Below are 22,724 nucleotides of genomic sequence, written 5' to 3' on the forward strand. Positions count from 1 at the left end.
CAGATTAACCCCCAAAGAATGGTTTTCCGATGTTGGTCCGACTTGCCCGCCGTGCAGGAAGAGTATCTATAGCCGTGTTCGTTAGCGTCACGTTGACGGCGGTGGTGACGCTGGTGCTGACCACGTTCGCGCTGTACTTCTATCAGGTCGAGCGGGCGCAGCGCTGGGAGCAGTTGCACAAGACGCTGGCCAACAGCGCCGACGAGCTGGCCGCCGCCGTGGCGCTGCCGGCCTGGAACTTCGACGAAACCCAGATCGTCACCATCATGAAGAGCGGCTTGAGCAACCGCGACCTGTACGCCAGCGCGGTCGCGCCGGCCGCCAGCAGCCGTCCCTTCATCCTGACCCGCAACGCCCAGGCCCAACTGGTCGCCGCCACGCGCCTGCCGGAAAATCCCGAACTCCTGTCCGAGCGGCGTGCCATCGTCGCCGGCGGCCAGAACATCGGCACCATCACCGTGTACGCCTCGCCGGCGGTGCTGATCGAGCAGCTGCGCCAGCGCCTGTACACCATCGCCGGCATGATCTTCGTGCTGGACGTGACGCTGGTGGCGAGTCTTTACCTGCTGCTGTGGCAACTGATCCTCAAGCCGCTGACCACCATCGAGCGCTATGCCGCCAACGTCAAGGCCGGCCAGAATCCCGGCGCCTTGCCGCCGCGCGACTGGTTCTTCGGCGAGCTGAAAACCCTGAATGCGTCGATCCGCGACATGGTGCGCCTGATGGACAGCCGCTACGTCTCCATGCACGCCAGCGAGGAGCGGCTGCAGATCGCCTCCAGCGCGGCGGCCATCGGCATCTGGGACTGGGACATCATCAACGACGTCGTGGTGTGGGATGAGCAGATGTACCGCCTGTACGGCGTCGATGGCCGCAAGGTCGACAAGCCGTTCGGGCTGTGGCGCCAGATGATGCACCCGGACGATGCGATGCCGACCGAGGCACTGCTGCAGCAGGCGCTGGACGGCACCGGCGAATTCGATGGCGAGTTCCGCGTGATCTGGGAGGACGGCTCGGTCCATTACCTGAAGGGCGACGCGATGATCTTCCGCGATGCGAATGGCAAGCCGTCGCGCATGGTCGGCGTCAATTACGACGTCACCGCCAGCCGCGTCGCGCAGCACGAGCTGCGCCGCCACCGCATCCACCTGGAGGACCTGGTGGCCGAGCGCACCAACGCGCTGTCGGTCGCGGTGCGCCAGGCGCAGGCAGCCAACCAGGCCAAGAGCGTGTTCCTGGCGAACATGAGCCACGAGCTGCGCACGCCGCTCAATTCCGTGATCGGCTTCTCGCGCCTGATGGCGGACTCCAAGAACATGCTGCCGGAGGAGAAGCGCAACCTGGCCATCATCCACCGCTCCGGCCAGCACCTGCTCACGCTGATCAACGATATCCTCGAACTGTCCAAGATCGAGGCCGGGCGCGCGGTGCTGCAGACCGAGGTGGTCAAGCTGGACGACATGCTGCAGGAAGTGATGGACATGGTCAGCATGCGCGCCGGCCAGACCGGCGTCGAGCTGGAGCTGGACAGCGCCGGCCTGCCTTCCGGCGCCCGCGTGGACGGCACCAAGCTGCGCCAGGTGCTGCTCAATTTGATGTCGAACGCGGTCAAGTTCACGGCCCAGGGCAAGGTCACGCTGCGGGTGCGCGGCATCTCACGCAACGGCCACTGCGAGCTGGCGTTCGCCGTGATCGACAACGGTCCGGGCATCTCCGCCGAGGACCAGGCCCGCATCTTCGAGCCGTTCATCCAGGCCGACGGTCCGGGCGCGAAGGAGGGCACCGGCCTGGGGTTGACGATCTCGCGCGAGTTCGTCCAGCTGATGGGCGGCGCGCTGTCGGTGCAATCGACGCTTGGCGCCGGCGCCACATTCCAGTTCACCGTCGCGGTGCAGGTGGCGGACAGCCCGCAGGCGCAGGGCGAGGACGAAGTGACCGCGCTGGAGCCGCAGCAGCGCGGGCGCCGCATCCTGGTGGCCGACGACAACGCCGACGGCTGCGCGCTGCTGGAAAGCCTGCTCAAGCCGCTGGGCTTCGAGGTGGCGATGGTCGGCGACGGCGCGCAGGCGCTGGCGATGGTCGATGTCTGGCAGCCCGACCTGGTGTTCATGGACTGGCGCATGCCGGCGCTGGACGGCTTGAGCGCGACGCGCCAGATCCGCGCCAACGCCGCCGGTCCGCAGCCGCGCATCGTGATGCTGACCGCGTCCGCCTTTGCCGAGGAGCGCCAGGAGGCGCTGAACGCCGGCGCCGATGAATTCATGCGCAAGCCGGTGGAGCAGGATCGCCTGTACGCGGTGCTGGAGCAGCAACTGGGCCTGCACTTCGTGCGCCGCCATCACAGCGCGCGCCAGCATCTGCCGTCGCCGCTGTCGCGCGCCGACCTGGAACTGCTGGAGCCGGCGCTGCGCCGCCAGTTGAAGATCGCGCTGCAGGAGTTGAACCTGTCGCGCGTGGCGTTGCTGCTGGCGCCTTTGCCGCCGCAGCTGGCCGGCGTGGTCGAACGGATCGAACACATGATACAGCTGTACCAATACCCGCAGTTGTGCGCCTTGCTCGACGAGGCGGGTACCGAACTGGAGGCGCAAGCCTGACAGGTATATGATAGCGACAGCAACCACAGTAGCAGCGAACCAGGCGAGAGAGTTTTACATGCACCGGGATTTGTCGGACCAACATACCAAGGGCGAAGTGCTGATCGTGGAAGACACGCCGGCCTCGCTGAAGCTGCTGAGCGACCTGCTGACGGAGGCCGGCTATTACGTGCGCCAGGCGCCCAACGGCGAGCTGGCCCTGTGGACCGCGCAATCGCGCCCGCCGGAACTGATCCTGCTCGATATCCGCATGCCCGGCATCGATGGCTTCGAAGTGTGCCGCCGCCTGAAAGCCTCGCCGGAACTGAGCCAGGTGCCGGTGATCTTCCTGTCGGCCCAGCATGACACTGACGACAAGGTGCGCGGCTTCGCGCTGGGCGCGGTGGACTTCATCGCCAAGCCTTTCCAGACCGAGGAAATCCTGGCCCGCACCGACGCCCACGTGCGGCTGGGGCGCGCGCAGAAGGCGCTGGCCGCCGAACGGGCCTTGCTGGAGGAGCGGGTGGCCGAACGCACCGCCGAACTGGCGAGGGAAATCGAGCAGCGCCGCGCCAACGAAGAATTTTTGCGCCTGGCCAGCCAGGTGTTCGAGGCCACGCAGGACGCCATCGTGGTCACCGACCGCGAGGCGCGCATCGTCGCCACCAATCCGGCCTTCACGCAGATTTCCGGCTACACGGCGCAGGAAGTGATGGGGCAGAGCGTGGGTATCCTGCATGCAGGCACCCAGGATGCGGCCTCCTTCGAGCAGATGGTGCAGTCCCTCGTCCATACCGGCCACTGGTCGGGCGAGATCCTGGCGCGCCGCAAGAACGGCGAAACCTATCCGGGCCTGCTCAGCGCTTCGGTGGTCAAGGACGAAGCCGGCCATGTGATCAACCACGTGGCGGTGTTCATGGATATCACCGAGCGCAAGGCCGAGCAGCACCTGATCGATTTCCTCTCCAACCATGACGCGCTGACCGGCCTGCCGAACCGCATGCTGGCGCGCCAGCGCTTCGAGCAGACGCTGGCCGCGGCGCGGCGCGAAGGCCGCTGCGTGGCCGTCATGTGCCTGGACCTGGACCGCTTCAAGAGCATCAACGACTCCTACGGCCACGACATGGGCGACAAGGCATTGAAGACGGTGGCCACCTTCCTGAGCGGCGTGGTGCGCGAAGGCGACACCGTGACCCGTCAGGGCGGCGACGAGTTCCAGATCATCGTCTCCGACGATGCCCAGCTGGGTGCGACGATGGCGCTGGCGCAGAAGATCCTGTCCGGCCTGCGCAAGGAGCTGGTGATCGACGAGCAGCAGATCACCGTCACCTCCAGCATCGGCATCGCCGTCAGCCTGACCGACGGCGACAGCTTCGATGAACTGGTGCGCAACGGCGACACCGCCTTGTTCCGCGCCAAGGAGATCGGCCGCGACAACTACGCCTTCTTCACCGAGCGCATGGACGCCGAAATCCGCGACAAGCTGGCGATCCAGGGCCAGCTGCGCGGCGCCATCGCGCGCGACGAATTCGAAGTGCACTATCAGCCGCAAATGTGTTTGAAGACCGGCGCGATGGTCGGCGCCGAGGCGCTGCTGCGCTGGGATAGCGCGGTACTGGGCAAGGTGCCGCCGAACCGCTTCATCCCGCTGGCCGAGGAATATGGCCTGGTCAATTCGATCGGCGAATGGGTGCTGGAGAGCGTGTGCGCGCAGATGAAGGTGTGGCACGACCAGGGCCTGGGCGACATCAAGGTCGCCGTCAACCTGGCGGCCGGCCAGTTCGCCAACGACGCCACGGTGCCGTATGTCGAGAGCACGCTGCGCAAGTTCGGCGTGGCGGCCGAGTACCTGGGCCTGGAGATCACCGAGGGCACGGTGATGGGCGATCCGAACAAGGCGGTGGCGGCATTGCGGCGCCTGAAGGACATCGGCGTCAGCATCTCGCTGGACGACTTCGGCACCGGCTATTCCAGCCTCAGTTACCTGAAGCGCTTCCCGATCGACGTGCTGAAGATCGACAAATCGTTTGTCGACGACGTCACCACCAACACCGCCGACGCCGCGATCGCGCTGTCGGTGATCTCGCTGGCGCACAACCTGAACATGCGCGTCATCGCGGAGGGTGTCGAAACGCGCGAGCAGGTGCAGTTCCTGACCGAGCGCGGATGCGACGAGATGCAGGGCTATTATTTCAGCCGCCCGGTCAACGCCGAGGCGTTTACCGCGCTGCTGAGAGAACGTCGTAATTTGTTGGATATGTGATTAACCTTTCCCCCTGGAGCATTATGGAAAAGAAGTTCAACGCCGCGATCGCCGGCGCATGCATGCTGTTGTGTCTGGGCGCCACAAGCGCCGCAAACGCGGCGGCCCCAGTAGTCAAGGCCGGCCCGGCCGACGCCCAATTCAAAGCCATCTACACCCAGGAGTGGAAGTGGCGCATCAGCCAGAAACAGGAAGAAGACGAGGATGACGACAACGGCGTTTCATCGTCGCTGCCGCGCATCGACGTCGGCACGCAGAACAAGCGCCTGGCGTATTGGCAGGGCGTGATGAAAAAGCTGGACGGCATTTCCCAGGACAAGCTGTCGGCGGAAGAGCGTATCAACTACCAGGTCTACAAAGCGCAGATCGCCACGCTGATCGCGCAGCAGCAGTTCCGCGAATACGAAAAGCCGCTCAACGCCGATACCGCCTTCTGGTCCAACATGGCCGGCGGCGCGCGTCGTCCGCTGACCACCGAAAAGCAGTACAAGGACTACCTGAAGCAGCTGAACGACGTGCCGCGCTACTTTAACGAGGAAATCGTCAACATGCGCGCCGGCCTGGCGCGCGGCTTCACGCCGCCGAAGGTGACGTTGGTCGGCCGCGATGGCTCGATCACTTCCGTGACCGAGGCCAAGACGCCGCAGGACACGGTGTTCTACACGCCGTTCAAGACCATGCCGGCCACCATGCCGGCGGCGCAGCAGGAAGAACTGCGCGCGCAGGCGGTCCAGGCGATCCAGACCCACGTGCTGCCGTCATATCAAACGCTCCTGAAGTTCATGCGCGAAGAGTATGTGCCGAAGGCGCGCGAAGAACTGGCGGCCGAGAGCCTGCCGGATGGTAAAGCGTATTACCAGTCGAAGATCGTCGAATTCACCACCACCTCGATGAGCGCCGACCAGATCCACCAGATCGGCGTCAGCGAAATGGCCAAGATCCGTGCCGAGATGCAGGACGTGATCAAGCAGACCGGCTTCGAGGGCGACCTGCCGGCCTTCCTGCAGTTCCTGCGCACCGACTCGCGCTTCTACGCCAAGACGCCGGAAGAGCTGCTGATGCGCTCCGCCTGGGTCGCCAAGAAGTTCGACGCCAAGGTCTCGCAGTACTTCGGCTATCTGCCGCGCCGCCGTTTCGCCGTGATCCCGGTGCCGGACGACCAGGCGCCGTTCTACACCTCGGGCCGTGGCGGTCCGGGCGTCTACCTGGTCAACACCTACAACCTGCCGTCGCGCGCGCTGTACAGCATGCCGGCGCTGACCTTGCACGAATCGGCGCCGGGCCACGCCTTCCAGATGCCGATCGCTCTGGAGCAGAAGGGCCGTCCCCCGTTCCGCAACGGCTACATCTCGGCCTACGGCGAAGGCTGGGCGCTGTACACCGAGCGCCTGGGCGTCGAGATGGGCATGTACGAGACGCCGTATGAAGTGTTCGGCATGTTGAGCTACCAGGCATGGCGCGCGTCGCGTCTGGTGGTCGACACCGGCGTGCATAGCAAGGGCTGGACCCGCAAGCAGGCGCAGGACTACCTGCACGCCAACACCGCGCTGTCCGATCACGAGATCGAGACGGAAGTGGACCGCTACATTTCGTGGCCGGGCCAGGCGCTGTCCTACTACCTGGGCGAGATGAGCATCATCAACGCGCGCAAGAAGGCGGAGCAGGCGCTGGGCTCGAAGTTCGACATCCGCGCCTTCCACGACACCGTGCTGCAACTGGGCTCGGTACCGCTGCCGGTGCTGGAAGCGCGTATCGACCTGTTCATCGCCGAAGGCGGCAAAAGCCCATATCCAAACCTGGATTGATACAAGCCTTGTGGAGATAGTCGATTTTGACTATCTCCGAAGGGCATTGCGTTAGCCAGCGAGAAGGGCGTGACAATAAGCGTATTTGTCACGTCAGAAAAATGCTATCGTGACTGCGCTGGTCGATTTAGGCCAGGAGCCGCCGCTGTTACCATTCAGCGGACAATGACTGAACCATAGGGGGAAAGATGGATGAGGAAAATGTCCGACACGGGATGACTGCTGTAGTCATTTTGTTGGGATTGCTAATTGGCGGCGCGGTGGTCTGGGACTGATTTCGCCGAACTCTCACTTCGCTAAGGCTGCCGGTTTCGTGGCATTCGGTGGGCTTTGCATCTTCCTTCGCGCTCTGCCGCGAAAATTTCTGATACCTCTGCCGAAGAAGTAGCGCGAGCTTCCGCCAACGGCAGGAGCAAACATGCCGCGTGAGCGCCTTAGATGAAAACAAAGCTTCCCGCTTTCCTGTCCATAGTTATCCTTGGTTCCGCGGCTATTCTCTTCAGTGGGCAGGCAGGTGCATGTAAGTTAGCGCCAGAGGCGTTTGACTTGGCAGTCTTCATGTCTTCTGACCACGCTAATAAGGTTGTTTTCAAGGGCGAGGTCGAGAGCGTAACAATGGATGCGCCGGCCAAACACGGAGAGCAGGTACAAATCATTCACTTCAAATCAGAGCGATGGTGGCTCGGTCAGGCACGTGAAAAACTAAGCGCTCGCGGTGTCATGGGAAGTGTACCCGGCACATCTTGCGCCGGAGTGTTTGATTTCACCGTAAAAAATCGCGAGGTTTGGCTAATCGCTGGATACGAAGAGAACGGGGTCATCTACCCATCTCCGCAGTTAAGCCGTCGTCTTGTAAACGGACAGATACCAGCCGATCTTCGAAAGCTGCTCCAGTCCAGGCGCATCGGCCCGGGGCATTGATTGTTTCCTGCAGCTAGAAAGTCGCCCGAAGAGTCTGACTGCAGCCGGCCAACAACAGACGGTTATTTCTAACCGAGAAACAGGGTATGTCTGATGAGTAGCATTGACGCAGAAAGAGGAAAGCTGGCAATTGGGAGATACAGGCGATGAGACATTTTTTATCAATATCGATCCTGCTAATATTGGTTCTGACGAATCAATCCGTGTTTGCATCAATAACAGCGCCTACCGTTGAAACAGGATCCGCTACGAAAGTGCCCGCTAGGAGCATTCGGTCTGATTTCTCGTTTCTGTATCGTATGCTGAAAGAGGCGCACATCGACCTGTATGCACATCGATCTAAACTTGAGTACGATAACTATTATCGGGCGCTGGCAGCGACGATTCGAGGGCCAATGACATCGGTGGCGGTCGCCACGCTATTCCAGAAGTTCGTGGCCTTCGGGCGTATCGGGCATGCGCATATCGATGCGCCCATCGTCGCGTTCGTTAGCTATCTGCAAGGCGGCGGAAAGCTGCTGCCTATTTTCGTACGCATTGATGGTGCCAGGGTGTTGCTGACGGAGCCTGCGGAGGACAGCGGCACTCTGCGCGCAGGCACAGAAATCACCGCCATTGACGGCATCCCGATTCATAACGTACTGAACCGGCTGAGCTCATACGTTTCTGCGGAGCGGCCCTATATGGTGTATGCGCAAATGGAGGAGAGCTTCCCAGCGCTCTTATGGCTGGACCTCGGCGGAGTCAGGTCGATCATGGTAACAGCGAGCGTCGCCGGGAAAGCACTAACGGTTCCCGTCTCGGCGGTGACGCTCGCACAGCGCAGCGCCTTAGGTGCAAAATTTTCGAGCCCGAGCCTTTCCACCGACTTCTCCACACGCGATTACAAGCCGCTCGATAACGGAATTGCCTATCTCCGCCCTGGTCCTTTTTTTAACACCGAGCAACCGGTGAGCGGGGCCCAGCCTTCCTATCAGGCGGCGTCATTCCTGACCTTCATTGACGACAGCTTCCATAAAATTCTTGCCAGCCGCGCCACCGATCTAATAATCGACCTACGCAATAATCCGGGAGGGGACAACAGCTTTAGTGACCCAATGGTCGCCTGGTTCGCCACCCGAGCATTCCGCTTTGCCTCATCTTTCACATTGAAGGCGAGCGCCGCGACCAAAGCCGACTATGCCCGCCAACGTGCGGCCGGCACTAAGATAGACCCAAACTTCGCGCATCAGATGGACGCCGAGGCCCGCGAGCCAAACGGCACGCGTTACAAATATGACCTTCCCCTGGCACAACCGCGTACCGGCCCCCGCTTCACAGGAAGGGTGTGGATCCTAGTCAACCGGCACAGCTACTCGAACGCGGCGTCGGTCGCTGCACTCGTTCAGGACTATGGTTTCGGCAAAGTCATTGGTGAAGAAACCGCAGATGTGGCCTCTAACTATGCGTCGGTCCAATCCTTTACGCTGCCGAATACGAAAATATCGGTCACCTACCCCAAGAGTCATTTTGTCCGGCCCAACGGCAAGGATGAAGTTTCGGGAGTCACGCCCGATTTTTCGATCCCACGGGCACCGATCACGGGCACGAACGATCAAGTCTTGTACGATGCAATTGCGCTTATCCAGCAGCACTAGATTGGGCGTATTTCAGTTGCAGACTTTCTATAATTTGAAGGTCTGCAATGGGGCCGACAACAGCCGGCCACAAACGGACCTTATTGGCATTAATTTTTTGACTCGAAACCATGCAGGTACACGAACAGCTTCGCAGTGTTCCTTTCCTGCGGGAAGATATACGAATAGGCTTGCTGGTCTTAGAGGCAGGCGGTCAGGGGATGACGCGTATTAAAGGACGAGATTCCAAGGTGAGTCGGATGAATGATATGAATCGCGAGGAAGCGTGCACAGCCGCGCACTTGCCGGCAAGCCTGTCGGCCGAGCTGATCGGATATGAATGGGGACGCGACACTGTAGGCGCATCGGGTGGAGCCGTGTACCGGCTCCACAGCAAGGCACATACTCCCGAATTGTTTTTGAAACACGGCAAAGATGCCATTGCCGATGACATCGCCGATGAAATGGTCAGGCTGCGTTGGCTGGGCAGGTACGTGCCAGTGCCCGCCGTTGTGCAGTTCACCCGCAACGATGAGGAGGCATGGTTGCTCATGACGGCAGTTCCCGGAAAAACTGCTTACCAGATCCTTGAAGCATATCCCGAACGCCGAACCGCCGTCGTGGACGCTATCGCAGGGTTCCTGCGACGGATACATGCAATTCCGACTAGCGAATGTCCTTTCACGAGCGGGCATGCATACCGGCTGGCCCGTGCGCGAGCACGCATCGATGCACATCTGGTCGACGAAGACGATTTCGATGACGAGCGTGAAGGCTGGACGGTGGAACAGGTCTGGGACGCGATGCAAGCCCTGTTGCCACTCACGCCGGATGCGGTGGTCACGCACGGAGACTTTTCGCTCGACAATCTGCTCCTCCTCGACGGGGAGGTGCTTGGTTGCATCGATGTGGGTCGAGTTGGCATTGCAGATCGCTATCAGGATCTCGCCATCGCTTGGAACTGCCTCGCAGAGTTTGGCGCATCGCTTCAGGAGAGATTCCTGGAGCGATACGGTGTCCTCAAGCCTGATCGGGATAAGTTGCACTTCCACTTGATGCTCGACGAGTTATTTTAACCTCGCCCCAATTCACGTCCGCTTAAGTGGGGCTGATGAGGTGAGATCAACACTCCGAACGAATCGCCATCAATAGGCCTCACTCGCGCAGCATGTCGTTCGCGATCCACTCCAACACGGACGGGCGATGCGGCTTCCAGCCAAGCTGCGTGCGTGCGCGCTGGCCGCGCACGCGGCTGTTGGAGCCGAGGCCGTACGAGGCCATTTCATAACCCCATTCTTCCTTGGCTTCGTCCAGCGGCCAATCCTGCGGTTCGCCCAGATTGAGCGCGCGGGCGATGGCGGTGCTCATGTCGCGGAACGAGGCCTCGCCGCTTTCGACGAAGTAGAAGGCGCCGGCTTCGGTCTTTTCCAACGCCCGCAAATACAAATCCACCACATCGTCGATGTGAACGTTCGACCAGATATTCCGGCCAGGACCGACGTGACGCACGATGCCGCTCTTGCGCGCCTGCTTGAGCAAACGTGGCAGCTGCACGCTGTCGCGCGGCAGCGCGCCGTGGCCGTAGATCAGCGTATTGCACAGCACCGCCGAGCGCACGCCTTTATCGGCTGCGGCCAGCACCAGGTTATCGATGGCGACGCGGGCCGCCTTGTCTGCGGTTGGTTCCGGCAGCTGGTCCTCGAAGTAGATGCGCTCCGTGCCTTCACCGCCGGAGGCGTCGCCGACGATGCTGGAGCCGCTGGTGTGCAGGAACGCCTTGCCTGTGCCGGACAGGGCGTCGACGAAGGCTTCCACCGCCGCGCGGTTGTCGCTGCTGGCGGCGTTGATGACGGCGTCGGCCGCCTGCGCCTGGGCGATCAGCAGCTCGCGATCATTGAGGGCGCCGACCACGCCTGCCACGCCGATTTTGGCCAATGCATCCAGCTGCTCAGGCTTGCGCACCAGGCCAACAACTTCATGCCCGGCTTTCACCAGCCCCGCCGCGATCGAACCGCCGATAAAACCTGCCGCGCCTGTGACGAATACTTTCATGCTGTGCTCCCGGATTCAATTCAAGAAGCTACCAGTATGGGGACAGTCCCACCGCACACAAAGACCGCGCGGCGCAAAGCTCCCTTGAGCGCGGATCAATAATCAGAAGTACACGGTGGCGGTGATGGTCGACTTGTAGGTGTCCGGCTGTGGCGTTGCCTGCGCCGGCACGACGCCGTACACGGTGTGGTTTTGCACCGCGCCGGTGCCGGTGCCCGATAGCGTGTCGGTGCCCTGGGTGTTGCCCCAGTTGCCGCCGCCGGCGGTCAGGTTCAGGTTGAAGGCGACGGTGCTGGTGTTGGCGGCGGTACCGCTCATCAGGCGCGCCGCCGTCGACGAGCCGGTGCCGGTGCCGGCACTCAGGCCGACGTTATATGGCGTGGTGTTGGTGCAGGTGACGTTGAGCGTGGTGTTGACGTTGACGTTGGTGGCCAGCACGCCCTGCGACTGGCCGAAGTCCAGCGGATTGGCGTTGATGGTGCAGTCGGTGATGATCTTCATCGTGACGTCGAAGGTCGAGGTTTTGCTGCCGTTGCTGTAGACGGCGGCGCCGCCGATAACGGGCGCCAGCATGGCGGTGACGATGGCGGCGGTGGCGATGCGGGTCAGGGTACGACGGGTCATGATGAACTCCAGTAAAGTAAAAGATAGGGGCCGGACGCAAAGGGTCGAAGCAAGTGAGATGCTGCCGCTACGCTTGGGCGGTATCGATACAAAACTGGGGAAAATCTAGCGCGGGGTTAGGCGCTGGGGATGCTGCTGGATCGCGTCGGTGAGCCTTGGTTGGGGGCTGCCGGCGGAGGGTGTTGCAGGTATTAGAAGTACACGGTCGCGGTGATCGTCGACTTATAAGTATCCGGCTGCGGCGTGGCTTGTGCCGGCACGTTGCCGTAGACGGTATGGACTTGTGCGACGCCGGTGCCCACGCCGGATTTGGTGTCGGTACCCTGCGTGTTGCCCCAGTTGGTGCTGCCCGATGCCTGGTACAGGTTGAACGCCACGGTGCTGGTGTTGGCTGCGGTGCCGCTCATCAGGCGCGCCGAGGTGGTGGAGCCGGTGCCGGTGCCCGCGTTCAGGCCGATGTTGTATGGTGTGGTGTTGGTGCAGGTGATGTTGAGCGTGGTGTTGACGTTGACCGCGGTCGCCAGCACGCCTTGCGATTGGCCGAAGTCCAGCGCCGTGGCCGCGATCGTGCAGTCGGCGATGATTTTCAGTGTGACGTCGAATGTGCTGGTTTTGCTGCCGTTGCTGTAGACCGCCGCACCACTCAATACCGGTAACAGCATCGCGCCGATTGCGGCGGCGAGTACGGCGCGGGACAGGGACTTGCTTGCCATGTTGACCTCCTTTAAGTAAAAAATAAGATTTTGTTTCTTTGATTTAATGAATCAATTATTCCTGAACAAAAAAAATCATGCTTTTGCGGCGCGCGGCAGAACTTTTGCGGTCGTAGAAAAACACGAAATATTTTGCCGCAGGGAACATATTTACAACAGCCGTCAGCAAAACCCGGGATTTTTTTACTAATAATGATTTTTACGCACCGCAGTGGTGCATTTGCTTCGATTTGGTGCGTAAAGCTGCTGTTGCCCGGCATCAGCGGTGATTTGGGCTGGCACGCGGATTGCATAGGACAAGGCATTATTCATAGTTAGCACTGCCATGCCCGATTGCACCGCACTCCGAGATCTCGCCGCCGGTCCCAGCGCCTGGCAGGCCAGCCTCACGCTCGGATTCGCGGATGACGCCGGCACCACGCGGCTGTTCAACAATATCCACTACGGCCCGCTGCGCGTGCAGAAGGCGCTGTATCCCGAAGACCGCAAGGTCTGCCACGCCATCGTGGTCCACCCGCCGGGCGGCGTGGTCGGCGGCGACCGGCTGGAAATCGACATCGGCGTCGGCGCGCGGGCGCACGCCTTCATCACCACGCCGGGCGCGGCCAAGTGGTACCAGGCCAACGGCAAGGTGTCGCGCCAGTCGGTGCACCTGCATGTGAACGCGGACGCCGCGCTCGAATGGCTGCCGCAAGAGACGATCTTTTTTGATACCGCTAACGTCGTGCTGGAACAGGACATCGAACTGGCCGCCGGCGCCACGTTCATCGGTTGCGAAATCCTGTGCATGGGCCGGCGCGGTTCGGGCGAGGTATTCGACAGCGGCATGATCACGCAGCGCAGCAGCATCCGCCGCGACGGCCGCTTGATCTGGTGGGAGCAGGGCGCCATGCTGGGCGGCCGCCTTGACAGCCCGCTGGCGCTGAACGGCCGGACCGTGTGCGCGACGCTGATCGCCGCCGGCAAGACGCTGCCGGCCGTCGTGCTGTCCGACTTGTTGTCCCAAATTCGCGCCGACATCGGCGCCGACGGCGACCACGTTTTCGGCGTCACGCACACCAAGGGCGTGCTGGTGGCGCGCCATCTGGGCGACGACAGCGAGACCGCGCGCCGCCTCATGCTCACCGTGTGGCGCCGCGTGCGCCCGCATCTGCTGGACCGCGAGGCCATCACGCCGCGCATCTGGCAAACCTGACACTGGAACCACCATGGACCTGACGCCAAGAGAAAAAGACAAGCTGCTGATTTTCACCGCCGGCATCGTGGCGGAACGCCGCCTGGCACGCGGCTTGAAGTTGAACTACCCGGAAGCGGTGGCGCTGATTACCTGCGCCATCATGGAAGGTGCCCGCGACGGCAAAACCGTCGCTCAACTGATGTCCGACGGCACGCGGATACTCACGCGCGCCGACGTCATGGAAGGTATCCCCGAAATGATCCCCGACATCCAGGTCGAAGCGACGTTCCCCGACGGGAGCAAGCTGGTGACCGTCCATAACCCTATCCCGTAAAGGAGATCGCTATGATCCCAGGCGAATACGTGCTCGAAGAGGGCGAGATCGGCATGAACGAAGGCCGGCCCACCGCGACCGTCGTGGTGACCAACAAGGGCGACCGGCCGGTGCAGGTCGGCTCGCATTTTCATTTTTTCGAGGTCAATACGGAGCTCAAGTTCGAGCGCTGGCAAGCCTACGGCATGCGGTTGAATATCGCGGCCGGCACCGCCGTGCGTTTCGAGCCGGGCCAGCAGCGCACCGTCGAACTGGTGAAGCTGGGCGGCGACCAGAAGGTCTACGGCTTCAACGGCAAAGTCATGGGCAAGCTGGATACCACACCACCTAAAAGCTAAAAAAGGCTGACATGGCTACAATCTCGCGCCGCGCCTATGCGGAGATGTTCGGCCCGACCAAGGGGGACCGCATCCGCCTGGCCGACACCGAACTGTTTATCGAAATCGAGCACGATTACGCCACCTACGGCGAGGAAGTCAAATTCGGCGGCGGCAAAGTGATCCGCGACGGCATGGGCCAGTCGCAGCGCGTGGCCGCCGACGTGATGGACACGGTGATCACCAATGCGGTGATCATCGACCACTGGGGCATCGTCAAGGCCGACATCGGCCTGAAGAACGGCATGATCGCCGCCATCGGCAAGGCCGGCAATCCGGACATCCAGTCGAATGTGACGATGGCCATCGGCGGCGCCACCGAGATCATCGCCGGCGAAGGCATGATCGTCACCGCCGGCGGCGTCGACACGCACATCCACTTCATCTGCCCGCAGCAGATCGAGGAAGCGCTGATGAGCGGCGTGACCACCATGATAGGCGGCGGCACCGGGCCGTCGGCCGGCACCTCTGCCACCACCTGCACGCCGGGTCCGTGGCACCTGCACGCGATGCTGGGCGCGGCCGACGCCTTCCCGATGAACCTGGGCTTCCTCGGCAAGGGCAACGTCAGCCTGCCGGAGCCGCTGGAAGAGCAGGTGCGCGCCGGCGCCATCGGCCTGAAGCTGCACGAGGACTGGGGCAGCACGCCGGCCGCCATCGACAACTGCCTGTCGGTGGCCGACAGGATGGACGTGCAGGTGGCGATCCACAGCGATACGCTGAACGAGGGCGGCTACCTGTCCGATACGCTGGCGGCCTTCAAGGACCGCACCATCCATACCTTCCACACCGAGGGCGCGGGCGGCGGCCATGCGCCGGACATCATCGCGGCGGTGGGCGAATCCAATGTGCTGCCGTCGTCGACCAATCCGACCCGTCCATTCACCGTCAACACGCTGGACGAGCACCTGGACATGCTGATGGTGTGCCATCACCTGGACGCGGCGATCGCCGAGGATGTGGCGTTCGCGGAATCGCGGATCCGCCGCGAGACGATCGCGGCGGAAGACATCCTGCACGATCTCGGCGCGATCTCGATGATGTCGTCGGATTCGCAGGCCATGGGCCGTGTGGGCGAAGTCATCATGCGCACCTGGCAGACGGCGCACAAGATGAAGACGCAGCGCGGTCCGCTGGCGCCGGACTCCTCGCGCAACGATAACTTCCGCGTCAAGCGCTACATCGCCAAGTACACCATCAACCCGGCCATCACGCACGGCATCGCGCATGCGGTCGGATCGCTGGAAGTGGGCAAGATCGCCGATCTGGTGTTGTGGAAGCCGGCCTTCTTCGGCGTCAAGCCGTCGACGATTTTAAAAGGCGGCATGATCGCCGCCGCGCAGATGGGCGACCCCAACGCCTCGATCCCGACGCCGCAGCCGGTGCATTACCGGATGATGTTCGGCGCCTTCGGCGGCGGCTTGAAGAAGTCGTTCACGTTCGTCTCGCAGGCGGCGTATGACGACGGCATCGGCGACAAGCTTAAACTGAACAAGACGCTGATCGTGGCCAGGAACATGCGCGCGCTGCGCAAGTCCGACATGATCCACAACGGCCTGACGCCGAAGATGGACGTCAATCCTGAAACCTATGAAGTGCGCGCCGACGGCGAGCTGCTGGTTTGCGAAGCGGCGACCGAGCTGCCGATGGCGCAGCGCTACTTCCTGTTCTAAGTTCACTATGCTGACATTGCACACCAAGATTCCACATGCCGACGCGATTTCCGCGCAGCTCGTGCTGCCCTACGAACTGCGCGAGAAATGCCGCCTGCGCGCGACGCTCGACACCGGCGAGGATGTCGCCGTCTTCACCGTGCGCGGCACCGTGCTGCGCGACGGCGACCTGCTGACCGGCGAGGACAAGCGCGTCGTCAAGGTGGTGGCCGCGGCGGAGCCGACCTACAAGGTCACCTGCGCCGACGCCCACACCTTGCTGCGCTGCGCCTTCCATCTCGGTAACCGCCACACGCAGGCGCAGGTCGGCGACGGCTTCCTGCGCATCCGCGCGGACGCGGTGCTGAAGGAGATGCTGGCGGGCCTGGGCGCGACGGTGGTGGAGGAGAAGGCCGCCTTCGAGCCGGAGTCCGGCGCCTACGGCGGCGGGCACGCGCATCACGATGATGGCGGCCATCATCCGCTGGCGCCAATCCCGCTGCGCCAGAAGATCCACCGCCCGAGCGACCCGAAATGAAGTCGGCGGCGTCATCGTCATTCCCGCGCAGGCGGGAATCCATGGAACGCGTCGCGGCCCGCCCGGCATGGATCCCCGCCTGCGCGGGGATGACGACGGCGGGGGCGTGATGCAAGCATCCGCGCTGCTCAACCTCCTGCAATTCGCCAGTCCGGCCCTGCCGATCGGCGCGTACAGCTATTCGCAGGGGCTGGAGGCGGCGCTGCAAAACGGCGCCGTCCACAACGCCGGCACCGCGCGCGCCTGGATCCTGCGCCATCTGCATGAAGTGGTGGCGCAATGGGAAGCGCCGGTCTGCTGGCGCCTGATGCGGGCATGGTCGCGGCGCGACTGGCCGGCGGTGGCCGAATGGAGCGAGCGTTTCATCGCCTCGCGCGACAGCGCCGAGTTCCGCGCCGAGACCATCCAGATGGGCTACTCGCTGACCAAGCTGGTGGCCGAACTGGGCTTCGTCGATGCCGAGATGCTGGCGCAGCTGCAAGGCGAGCCGGAAGTCGCCTTGCCGACCGCATTCTCCTGCGCCGTCGCCGCGCTGGAGATCCCGCACGAGGCCGCGCTGCTGGCGATGCTGTTCGCGTGGGCCGAGAACCAGGTGCTGGTGTGCGTCAAGTCCGTGCCGCTGGGGCAGGTGGCGGGCCAGCGCATGCTGCTGTCGCTGCGCGCCGATATCGAGGCAGCCGCACGCCACGCGCAAACCGTCGCCGACGATGACATGAGCAACTGGGCGCCGGGCCTGTCGCTGCTGTCGATGCAGCACGAAGTCCAATACAGCCGTTTATATAGATCTTGAGAGACAACCCACCATGACTACTTCCAATCCCCTCCGCGTCGGCATCGGCGGCCCTGTCGGCTCCGGCAAAACCGCCTTGTGCGAGATGCTCTGCAAAGGCATGCGCGACCACTACGACATGGCCGTCATCACCAACGACATCTACACCAAGGAAGACATGGAGATCCTGCTGCGCGCGGACGCCTTGCCGGCCGAGCGCCTGATGGGCGTGGAGACCGGCGGCTGTCCGCACACCGCGATCCGCGAAGATGCCTCGATCAACCTCGAAGCCATCGCCCGCATGCAGGCCGACTTCCCCAAGCTGGACCTGATCCTGGTCGAATCCGGCGGCGACAACCTGGCCGCCACCTTCAGTCCCGAGCTGTCCGACTTGACCATCTACGTCATCGACGTGGCCGGCGGCGAGAAGATCCCGCGCAAGGGCGGCCCCGGCATCACCCGCTCGGATCTGCTGATCATCAACAAGACCGACCTGGCGCCGCACGTCGGCGCCGACCTCGATGTGATGGCGCGCGACGCCAAACAGCAGCGCGGCGCGCGTCCGTTCATCTTCACCAATCTGCGCAGCGGCGACGGCGTGACCGCCGTCATCGACTTCATCCGCGAACAAGGCCTGCTGGGCCAGACCCCACACTAAGGAGACACTATGAAAAAGATCGCGGCCCTCACACTGGCGCTCATCAGCGGCGCCGCACTGGCCCACCCGCAAGCGGGCGGCGTCCACACGCACGGCTTCATCGCCGGCTTCGCCCATCCGTTCACCGGTCTCGATCACTTGCTGGCGATGCTGGCGGCCGGCATCTGGAGCGCGCGCCAGTCCAACGCGCGCTGGCTGCCTTGCGTCTTCATCGGCATGGTCATGGTCGGCATGGCGAGCGGCGCGGCCGGTCTGGCGATCCCCGGACTGGAAACCGGCATCGCCGCCACCGTGGTCCTGACGGGCGTGCTGATCGCGGTCGCGGCCCGCCTGCCGGCGGCGGCCGGCGCCGTGATGGTGGGCGCCTTCGCTCTCCTGCACGGCAACGCGCACGGGCACGAGCTGCCGCAGGCGGCCAGCGCCTTCGGCCTGTTGCTGGCTAGTTCGCTGCTGGTATGCGGAGGAAGTGTGCTGGGCCGCGTGGCCCCCGCGCTGGCGCTGAAGGTATCCGGCGCGGCGATTGCCGCCACCGGCGTGATGCTGGTGGCGGCGGTGTAAGGCTGGTCAGCCGCGCGTCTCGGTGCGGCGTTCCTGCAGCACGATGGGCGCCTGGTTCTCGGGGTACAGGCCGCGGTGGCCTTCGAAGCCGGCGCGGATGGCGGCCATGTCGGCTTCCTGGTCGCCGGTCAGGAACACATGATCGACCAGGCCCAGCGTCTTGTTCGGATAGTCGATATACACCAGCGCCAGCGGCACCTTGGCTTCCAGCGCCAGGTGATAGAAACCGCTTTTCCAGTTGGGGCGGTAGCCGCGCGTCGCTTCCGGCGTGATGCCGACCCAGTACCAGTCGGCCGCGTTCATGCGTTGCGCCTGCAGCTTGATGGTGCCGCTCGGCGTGCCGCGTTCGACCGGCTCGCCGCCCAGCGCGCGGAACCATTTGCCCAGCACCGGCAGCTTGAACAGCGAATCCTTGGCCAGCCAGCGGAACGGCAGCTTGAGCGTCCACTTGCCGAACAGGCCGACCATGAAATCCCAGTTCGAGGTGTGCGGGTAGATCACCGCGATGCCGCGCGGGCCGGGCAGTGGGCGGTACAGCATGCGCCAGCCGAACAGGTTGAGGACGCGCAGCGACATGCGCTGGCCCCAGCTCGGCAGATCCGCCGGTTTCAGTACAAAATCGCTCATCTCACATACCCCGTCGTTGTTTTAACTTATTTTCACTATTGACAGGTTGGCATAGACCTCGTCAAAAAACCGCGCACGCATTCTATATTGGGGCCGACGGCCGGGCAAGCGATTCGTCATTTGCATAGCCGGAAAGATTGAACTTTATTTATTGTTTCTCATCCAATGTGGATGACGACAAAAACCATACTGTGCGTGGCGATCGGCGATCGCATCTTATTGGAGGCGCCGAATGCGGCAGTGGACGGATGGGAGGTGTGCCGGGCCGCTACGCTGGCCGAAGCCAGCCGTCAGTTGAGGGCGCGGTCATTCGCCCTCGGCCTGCTGATGGTGGACGAGGCGGCGGCGGGCGAGCCGCTGGAGGCGCTGGACCATCTGCTGCACGATCACTGGCAGACGCACTGGATCGCCGTGCTGCCGGCGCCGGTGCTGGAGCAGCCGTTGTGGCGCCAGCTGGTGCTCGATCATTGCGGCGACTTCCACACCTGGCCGATCGACGCCGCCAGGTTGCGTTACGCGCTGGGCCATGCGTTCGGCCTGGCGACGCTGCGGGCCGCCGTGCCGGCGCCGCATGCCGGCGACGAACCGTCGCTGACCGGACAAAGCAGCGCCATCGTGCGGCTGCGGCGGCAGATCGTCAAGGTGGCGGCGGCCAGCGCGCCGGTGCTGATCTGGGGCGAGAGCGGCAGCGGCAAGGAGCTGGCGGCGCAGGCCGTGCATGCGCATTCGGCGCGCCGCAAGGGACCGTTCGTGCCCATCAATTGCGGCGCGATCCCCGCCGCGCTGATCCAGTCCGAGCTGTTCGGCTACGAGCGCGGCGCCTTTACCGGCGCCGCGCACGCCAAGCGTGGCCTGATCGAATCGGCGCAGGGCGGCTCGATTTTCCTCGACGAGATCGGCGACCTGCCGATGGAGCTGCAAGCCAACCTGCTGCGCTTCCTGCAGGAGAAGACCATCTACCGCCTGGGTTCGACGCACAGCATCGCGGTGGACGTGCGCGTCATCGCCGCCTCGCACGTGGACCTGGCCCAGGCGGTGCGGCGCGGCGTCTTCCGCGAAGACCTGTACTACCGCCTCAACGTGCTGGCGCTGGACGTGCCGTCGCTGCGCGAGCGCAAGGAAGACCTGCTGCCGCTGGCCGAACATTTTTTCCGCACCTTTTCCAGCGAGCGGGCGCGCCGCGTCAAAGGCTTCAGCGGCCGTGCCGCGCAGGCGATCCGCGACTACGACTGGCCCGGCAACGTGCGCGAATTGATCAACCGCGTGCGGCGCGCGATGGTGATGGCGGAAGGGCGCCTGATCGTGCCGCAGGACCTGGGCCTGAGTCCGGTGCGCGCGCCGGACGGCGCCGCGCAGCTGGACGACGCCCGCATCCGCGCCGAGCGCGACGCCATCGACGCCAGCCTGCTGCGCGCCGGCCGCAACATCACGCTGGCCGCGCGCGACCTTGGCGTATCGCGCATGACGTTGTATCGCCTGCTGGCCAAGCATGGCATACCCGCGCCGTCGCGTGTCTGTTACACCTCCGCGCCCAATGAGAAGGGCGGCGCGCCGGGGCGCTCTGTCACAGGCAAGTGACGCTCAACGCCGGAAAGGGCCGGGCTCAGGCACGCGGCGCGTCGAATAGTCTTTAGATTTCAATGTCTTGCCACCGCTGGCACCAAGTTTGCGAAAGAAGTCTGGCCGGGAGATCGGTCCCCTGGCGCCACGATTCTTGATCAACCCATGAACAACAAGGTAGGGAGCAACCATGAAAAAATCTCTGATCGGCGCAGCGATTGCGCTGGCTTTTGGCACGCAGGCTTATGCGCAAACCACGCCGCCAACGACCACCCAGTCCGGCGCGGGGGCGCACGCCAACGACGCCTCCAGCGCCATCCAGGACAGCAGCACCAAGAACCGCAACAACAATAACAACAGTACTGGCCAAGCCGCCGCCAATGCGATCGGCGGCGTCGCCGCCAACAACGGCGGCACGGCCACGTCGACCTTCAGCAATGCCTTCAACACCTCCAGCGCCGACGCGACCACCACGCTGACCGGCACCGTGGGCGGCAACACCGTGCACGACATCGGCAACCGCGCCACCAACAGCGGTAACAGCACCGGCGGCTATGGCGGCAACGGCTATGGCGGCAATGCGACAGGCGGCAATGCCGCCGCCACCGCCGGCGCCGGCGGCGCCAGCTACGGCGGCGCCGGCGCGGCCGGCGGCGCGGGCGGCAGCTCGACCAACGGCAGCGCCTACAACGGCTCGCCGGTGGTCGGCGCCACGGCCGGCGGCGCCGGCGGCGCCGGCGGTTATGCGGCCGGCGCCAGCACCGGTGCGGGCGGGGCCGGCGGCGCGGGCGGTTACGGCGGCTACGGCGGCGCCGGCGGCGAGACCTACGGCGGCTACGGCGGTAATGGCGGCGCCACCGGCGCGGCAACCGGCGGCGCCGGCGGCGGCATCGGCGGCTCCAACGGCGGCAACGGCGGCGCCAGCGGCGCTGCCACCGGCAGCAACGGCGGCTTGGGCGGCAGCACCGGCCTGGCCGGCGGCGGCTCGGGCGGGTCGAGGGGTTCGGCCGGTGCCGGCGGGGCCGGCGCGGCCGGCGGCTATGCGGCGAGCGGCTCCGGCGGCGCCACCAGTTCCGCCTCCGGCGGCGGCGCCGGTTCGGGCGCGGCGACCGGTACCAACACGGCCGGCGTGCCGACCGATGGCGGCACGGCAGGCACGCCGCCGTCGCAGACCGCGAACGGCGGCTCGGGCGCGGCCACGGGCGGTGGCGCCGGTTCGGGCGACGGTACCACGACCACCGGCTCGGCAACGGGCGGTGCCGGCGGTGCGGGTGCGGCGGGCGGCGCCCGCGGCGCCGGCGCGGCGGGCACGGGCGGCCGCAATACCGCCGGTAACGGCGCGGCAGGCGGCGCGGCCACCAGCGGCTCGGGCGGCGCGGGTGCGGGCGTGACGCAAACCGGCGGTGCCGGTGCGGCGGCGGCCTCGGGCGCGGGCGGCTCGGGCGCCGCTGGCGGTAGCGCCAGCAGCACAGGCGCGGCCGGCGGTGCCGGCGGCGCGGGCGCGGGCGGCGGCAGCAGCGGCGCGGCGGCCAATACCGGCGGTGCCGGTGCGGCGGGCGGCGCGGCCACCGGCGGCACGGCCAGCAACGGCGATCCGACCAATGGCAGCTCGACGGCGGGCGCCGGCGGTGCCGGCGGTGCCGGCGGCGGTAGCAACACCGGCGGCGCAGGCGGTTCGGGCGGTACCAACACCGGCGGCACAGCCACCGGCGGTGCGGGGACCGGTGCGGCCGGCGGCGCGGGCGGCGCGGTGACGGTCGATGCGGGCACCTTCAATATGTCCAATACCATGAACAGCGTCGGCCAGTCCGCCGCCGGCATCATGGTGGCGTCGCAAAACAGCGGCATCGCGGCGCTGGTGCAGCAGAGCGTCAACGTGCAGTCCAACCTGTCGGTAGGCAGGTAAC

Annotated in this window: 20 protein-coding genes; 16 read left to right on the forward strand and 4 right to left on the reverse strand. The window is 64.4% G+C overall.

The annotated features are described in order from the left end of the window. Positions 1-74 precede the first annotated feature (74 nt). The 6 genes from ACEN9F_RS31480 to ACEN9F_RS31505 all read left to right on the forward strand — a co-directional run bounded on the left by ACEN9F_RS31480 (position 75) and on the right by ACEN9F_RS31505 (position 10,254). Positions 75-2,594 carry an ATP-binding protein gene (locus ACEN9F_RS31480; RefSeq protein WP_413426720.1) on the forward strand — a complete coding sequence of 840 codons (2,520 nt, stop codon included), beginning with the start codon at positions 75-77 and terminating at the stop codon, positions 2,592-2,594. Positions 2,595-2,652: 58 nt separating this feature from the next. Then, the gene (locus ACEN9F_RS31485; RefSeq protein WP_413426722.1) at positions 2,653-4,836 is read left to right on the forward strand and encodes an EAL domain-containing protein; all 2,184 of its coding nucleotides are present in this window, start codon (positions 2,653-2,655) and stop codon (positions 4,834-4,836) included. A gap of 23 nt (positions 4,837-4,859) precedes the next feature. Beyond that, complete coding sequence (locus ACEN9F_RS31490; RefSeq protein WP_413426724.1) at positions 4,860-6,641, forward strand: DUF885 domain-containing protein; 1,782 nt, start codon at positions 4,860-4,862, stop codon at positions 6,639-6,641. Positions 6,642-7,079: 438 nt separating this feature from the next. Continuing rightward, entirely contained in the window at positions 7,080-7,562 is a 483-nt protein-coding gene (locus tag ACEN9F_RS31495; protein WP_413426726.1) for a hypothetical protein, read from the forward strand. 299 nt (positions 7,563-7,861) lie between these two features. Beyond that, positions 7,862-9,199: a S41 family peptidase gene (locus ACEN9F_RS31500; RefSeq protein ID WP_413426728.1), complete on the forward strand. Its 1,338-nt coding sequence runs from the start codon at positions 7,862-7,864 to the stop codon at positions 9,197-9,199. Positions 9,200-9,438: 239 nt separating this feature from the next. Next, on the forward strand, positions 9,439-10,254 hold the full coding sequence (locus ACEN9F_RS31505; protein WP_413426730.1) for an APH(3')-I family aminoglycoside O-phosphotransferase: 816 nt from the start codon (positions 9,439-9,441) through the stop codon (positions 10,252-10,254). Between the two features lie 79 nt (positions 10,255-10,333). Here the strand turns inward: ACEN9F_RS31505 and ACEN9F_RS31510 are convergent, their stop codons facing one another. The 3 genes from ACEN9F_RS31510 to ACEN9F_RS31520 all read right to left on the reverse strand — a co-directional run bounded on the left by ACEN9F_RS31510 (position 10,334) and on the right by ACEN9F_RS31520 (position 12,567). Next, complete coding sequence (locus ACEN9F_RS31510) at positions 10,334-11,230, reverse strand: NAD-dependent epimerase/dehydratase family protein (RefSeq protein ID WP_413426732.1); 897 nt, start codon at positions 11,228-11,230, stop codon at positions 10,334-10,336. A 102-nt stretch (positions 11,231-11,332) separates the two neighbouring features. Further along, a complete protein-coding gene (locus ACEN9F_RS31515) occupies positions 11,333-11,854 on the reverse strand; it encodes a spore coat U domain-containing protein (RefSeq protein ID WP_413426734.1) in 522 nt (173 codons plus the stop codon). Positions 11,855-12,045: 191 nt separating this feature from the next. Then, positions 12,046-12,567, reverse strand: a complete 522-nt coding sequence (locus ACEN9F_RS31520; RefSeq protein WP_413426736.1) for a spore coat U domain-containing protein — start codon at positions 12,565-12,567, stop codon at positions 12,046-12,048. Positions 12,568-12,892: 325 nt separating this feature from the next. On the opposite strand from ACEN9F_RS31520, the gene ACEN9F_RS31525 reads away from it, so the two are divergent. The 8 genes from ACEN9F_RS31525 to ACEN9F_RS31560 all read left to right on the forward strand — a co-directional run bounded on the left by ACEN9F_RS31525 (position 12,893) and on the right by ACEN9F_RS31560 (position 18,630). Further along, complete coding sequence (locus tag ACEN9F_RS31525) at positions 12,893-13,762, forward strand: urease accessory protein UreD (RefSeq protein WP_413426738.1); 870 nt, start codon at positions 12,893-12,895, stop codon at positions 13,760-13,762. Positions 13,763-13,775: 13 nt separating this feature from the next. Next, complete coding sequence (locus ACEN9F_RS31530; RefSeq protein WP_117010090.1) at positions 13,776-14,078, forward strand: urease subunit gamma; 303 nt, start codon at positions 13,776-13,778, stop codon at positions 14,076-14,078. 11 nt (positions 14,079-14,089) lie between these two features. Then, a complete protein-coding gene (locus tag ACEN9F_RS31535) occupies positions 14,090-14,416 on the forward strand; it encodes an urease subunit beta (protein ID WP_413426741.1) in 327 nt (108 codons plus the stop codon). 11 nt (positions 14,417-14,427) lie between these two features. Beyond that, on the forward strand, positions 14,428-16,128 hold the full coding sequence (ureC, locus tag ACEN9F_RS31540) for an urease subunit alpha (protein ID WP_413426743.1): 1,701 nt from the start codon (positions 14,428-14,430) through the stop codon (positions 16,126-16,128). 7 nt (positions 16,129-16,135) lie between these two features. Beyond that, entirely contained in the window at positions 16,136-16,645 is a 510-nt protein-coding gene (gene ureE / locus ACEN9F_RS31545; RefSeq protein ID WP_413426745.1) for an urease accessory protein UreE, read from the forward strand. A 109-nt stretch (positions 16,646-16,754) separates the two neighbouring features. Next, complete coding sequence (locus ACEN9F_RS31550) at positions 16,755-17,435, forward strand: urease accessory protein UreF (protein ID WP_413427243.1); 681 nt, start codon at positions 16,755-16,757, stop codon at positions 17,433-17,435. Positions 17,436-17,448: 13 nt separating this feature from the next. Beyond that, complete coding sequence (gene ureG / locus ACEN9F_RS31555) at positions 17,449-18,072, forward strand: urease accessory protein UreG (RefSeq protein ID WP_413426747.1); 624 nt, start codon at positions 17,449-17,451, stop codon at positions 18,070-18,072. Between the two features lie 9 nt (positions 18,073-18,081). After that, positions 18,082-18,630, forward strand: coding sequence for a HupE/UreJ family protein (locus tag ACEN9F_RS31560; protein ID WP_413426749.1), 549 nt, complete (start codon positions 18,082-18,084; stop codon positions 18,628-18,630). Between the two features lie 6 nt (positions 18,631-18,636). On the opposite strand, the gene ACEN9F_RS31565 is transcribed toward ACEN9F_RS31560, so the two are convergent. After that, complete coding sequence (locus ACEN9F_RS31565) at positions 18,637-19,257, reverse strand: 1-acyl-sn-glycerol-3-phosphate acyltransferase (protein ID WP_413426751.1); 621 nt, start codon at positions 19,255-19,257, stop codon at positions 18,637-18,639. 171 nt (positions 19,258-19,428) lie between these two features. Here ACEN9F_RS31565 and ACEN9F_RS31570 point away from each other — a divergent pair, with 171 nt between their 5' ends. Both ACEN9F_RS31570 and ACEN9F_RS31575 read left to right on the forward strand, forming a co-directional pair. Next, positions 19,429-20,835 carry a sigma 54-interacting transcriptional regulator gene (locus ACEN9F_RS31570; protein WP_413426753.1) on the forward strand — a complete coding sequence of 469 codons (1,407 nt, stop codon included), beginning with the start codon at positions 19,429-19,431 and terminating at the stop codon, positions 20,833-20,835. Positions 20,836-21,007: 172 nt separating this feature from the next. Further along, the gene (locus tag ACEN9F_RS31575; protein WP_413426755.1) at positions 21,008-22,723 is read left to right on the forward strand and encodes a hypothetical protein; all 1,716 of its coding nucleotides are present in this window, start codon (positions 21,008-21,010) and stop codon (positions 22,721-22,723) included. Position 22,724: the final 1 nt, after the last annotated feature.

This window comes from Duganella sp. CT11-25 (assembly GCF_047302815.1).
GTDB lineage: Bacteria > Pseudomonadota > Gammaproteobacteria > Burkholderiales > Burkholderiaceae_D > Rugamonas.

Coding starts and splice junctions, on each gene's coding strand:
- ureG (WP_413426747.1), top strand. CDS start 17,449: ATGACTACTTCCAATCCCCTCCGCGTCGGCATCGGCGGCCCTGTCGGC.
- ACEN9F_RS31490 (WP_413426724.1), top strand. CDS start 4,860: ATGGAAAAGAAGTTCAACGCCGCGATCGCCGGCGCATGCATGCTGTTG.
- ACEN9F_RS31485 (WP_413426722.1), top strand. CDS start 2,653: ATGCACCGGGATTTGTCGGACCAACATACCAAGGGCGAAGTGCTGATC.
- ACEN9F_RS31510 (WP_413426732.1), bottom strand. CDS start 11,230: ATGAAAGTATTCGTCACAGGCGCGGCAGGTTTTATCGGCGGTTCGATC.
- ACEN9F_RS31565 (WP_413426751.1), bottom strand. CDS start 19,257: ATGAGCGATTTTGTACTGAAACCGGCGGATCTGCCGAGCTGGGGCCAG.
- ACEN9F_RS31515 (WP_413426734.1), bottom strand. CDS start 11,854: ATGACCCGTCGTACCCTGACCCGCATCGCCACCGCCGCCATCGTCACC.
- ureC (WP_413426743.1), top strand. CDS start 14,428: ATGGCTACAATCTCGCGCCGCGCCTATGCGGAGATGTTCGGCCCGACC.
- ACEN9F_RS31495 (WP_413426726.1), top strand. CDS start 7,080: ATGAAAACAAAGCTTCCCGCTTTCCTGTCCATAGTTATCCTTGGTTCC.
- ACEN9F_RS31570 (WP_413426753.1), top strand. CDS start 19,429: ATGACGACAAAAACCATACTGTGCGTGGCGATCGGCGATCGCATCTTA.
- ACEN9F_RS31530 (WP_117010090.1), top strand. CDS start 13,776: ATGGACCTGACGCCAAGAGAAAAAGACAAGCTGCTGATTTTCACCGCC.
- ureE (WP_413426745.1), top strand. CDS start 16,136: ATGCTGACATTGCACACCAAGATTCCACATGCCGACGCGATTTCCGCG.
- ACEN9F_RS31525 (WP_413426738.1), top strand. CDS start 12,893: ATGCCCGATTGCACCGCACTCCGAGATCTCGCCGCCGGTCCCAGCGCC.
- ACEN9F_RS31535 (WP_413426741.1), top strand. CDS start 14,090: ATGATCCCAGGCGAATACGTGCTCGAAGAGGGCGAGATCGGCATGAAC.
- ACEN9F_RS31550 (WP_413427243.1), top strand. CDS start 16,755: ATGCAAGCATCCGCGCTGCTCAACCTCCTGCAATTCGCCAGTCCGGCC.
- ACEN9F_RS31505 (WP_413426730.1), top strand. CDS start 9,439: ATGAATGATATGAATCGCGAGGAAGCGTGCACAGCCGCGCACTTGCCG.
- ACEN9F_RS31520 (WP_413426736.1), bottom strand. CDS start 12,567: ATGGCAAGCAAGTCCCTGTCCCGCGCCGTACTCGCCGCCGCAATCGGC.
- ACEN9F_RS31560 (WP_413426749.1), top strand. CDS start 18,082: ATGAAAAAGATCGCGGCCCTCACACTGGCGCTCATCAGCGGCGCCGCA.
- ACEN9F_RS31500 (WP_413426728.1), top strand. CDS start 7,862: ATGCTGAAAGAGGCGCACATCGACCTGTATGCACATCGATCTAAACTT.
- ACEN9F_RS31575 (WP_413426755.1), top strand. CDS start 21,008: ATGAAAAAATCTCTGATCGGCGCAGCGATTGCGCTGGCTTTTGGCACG.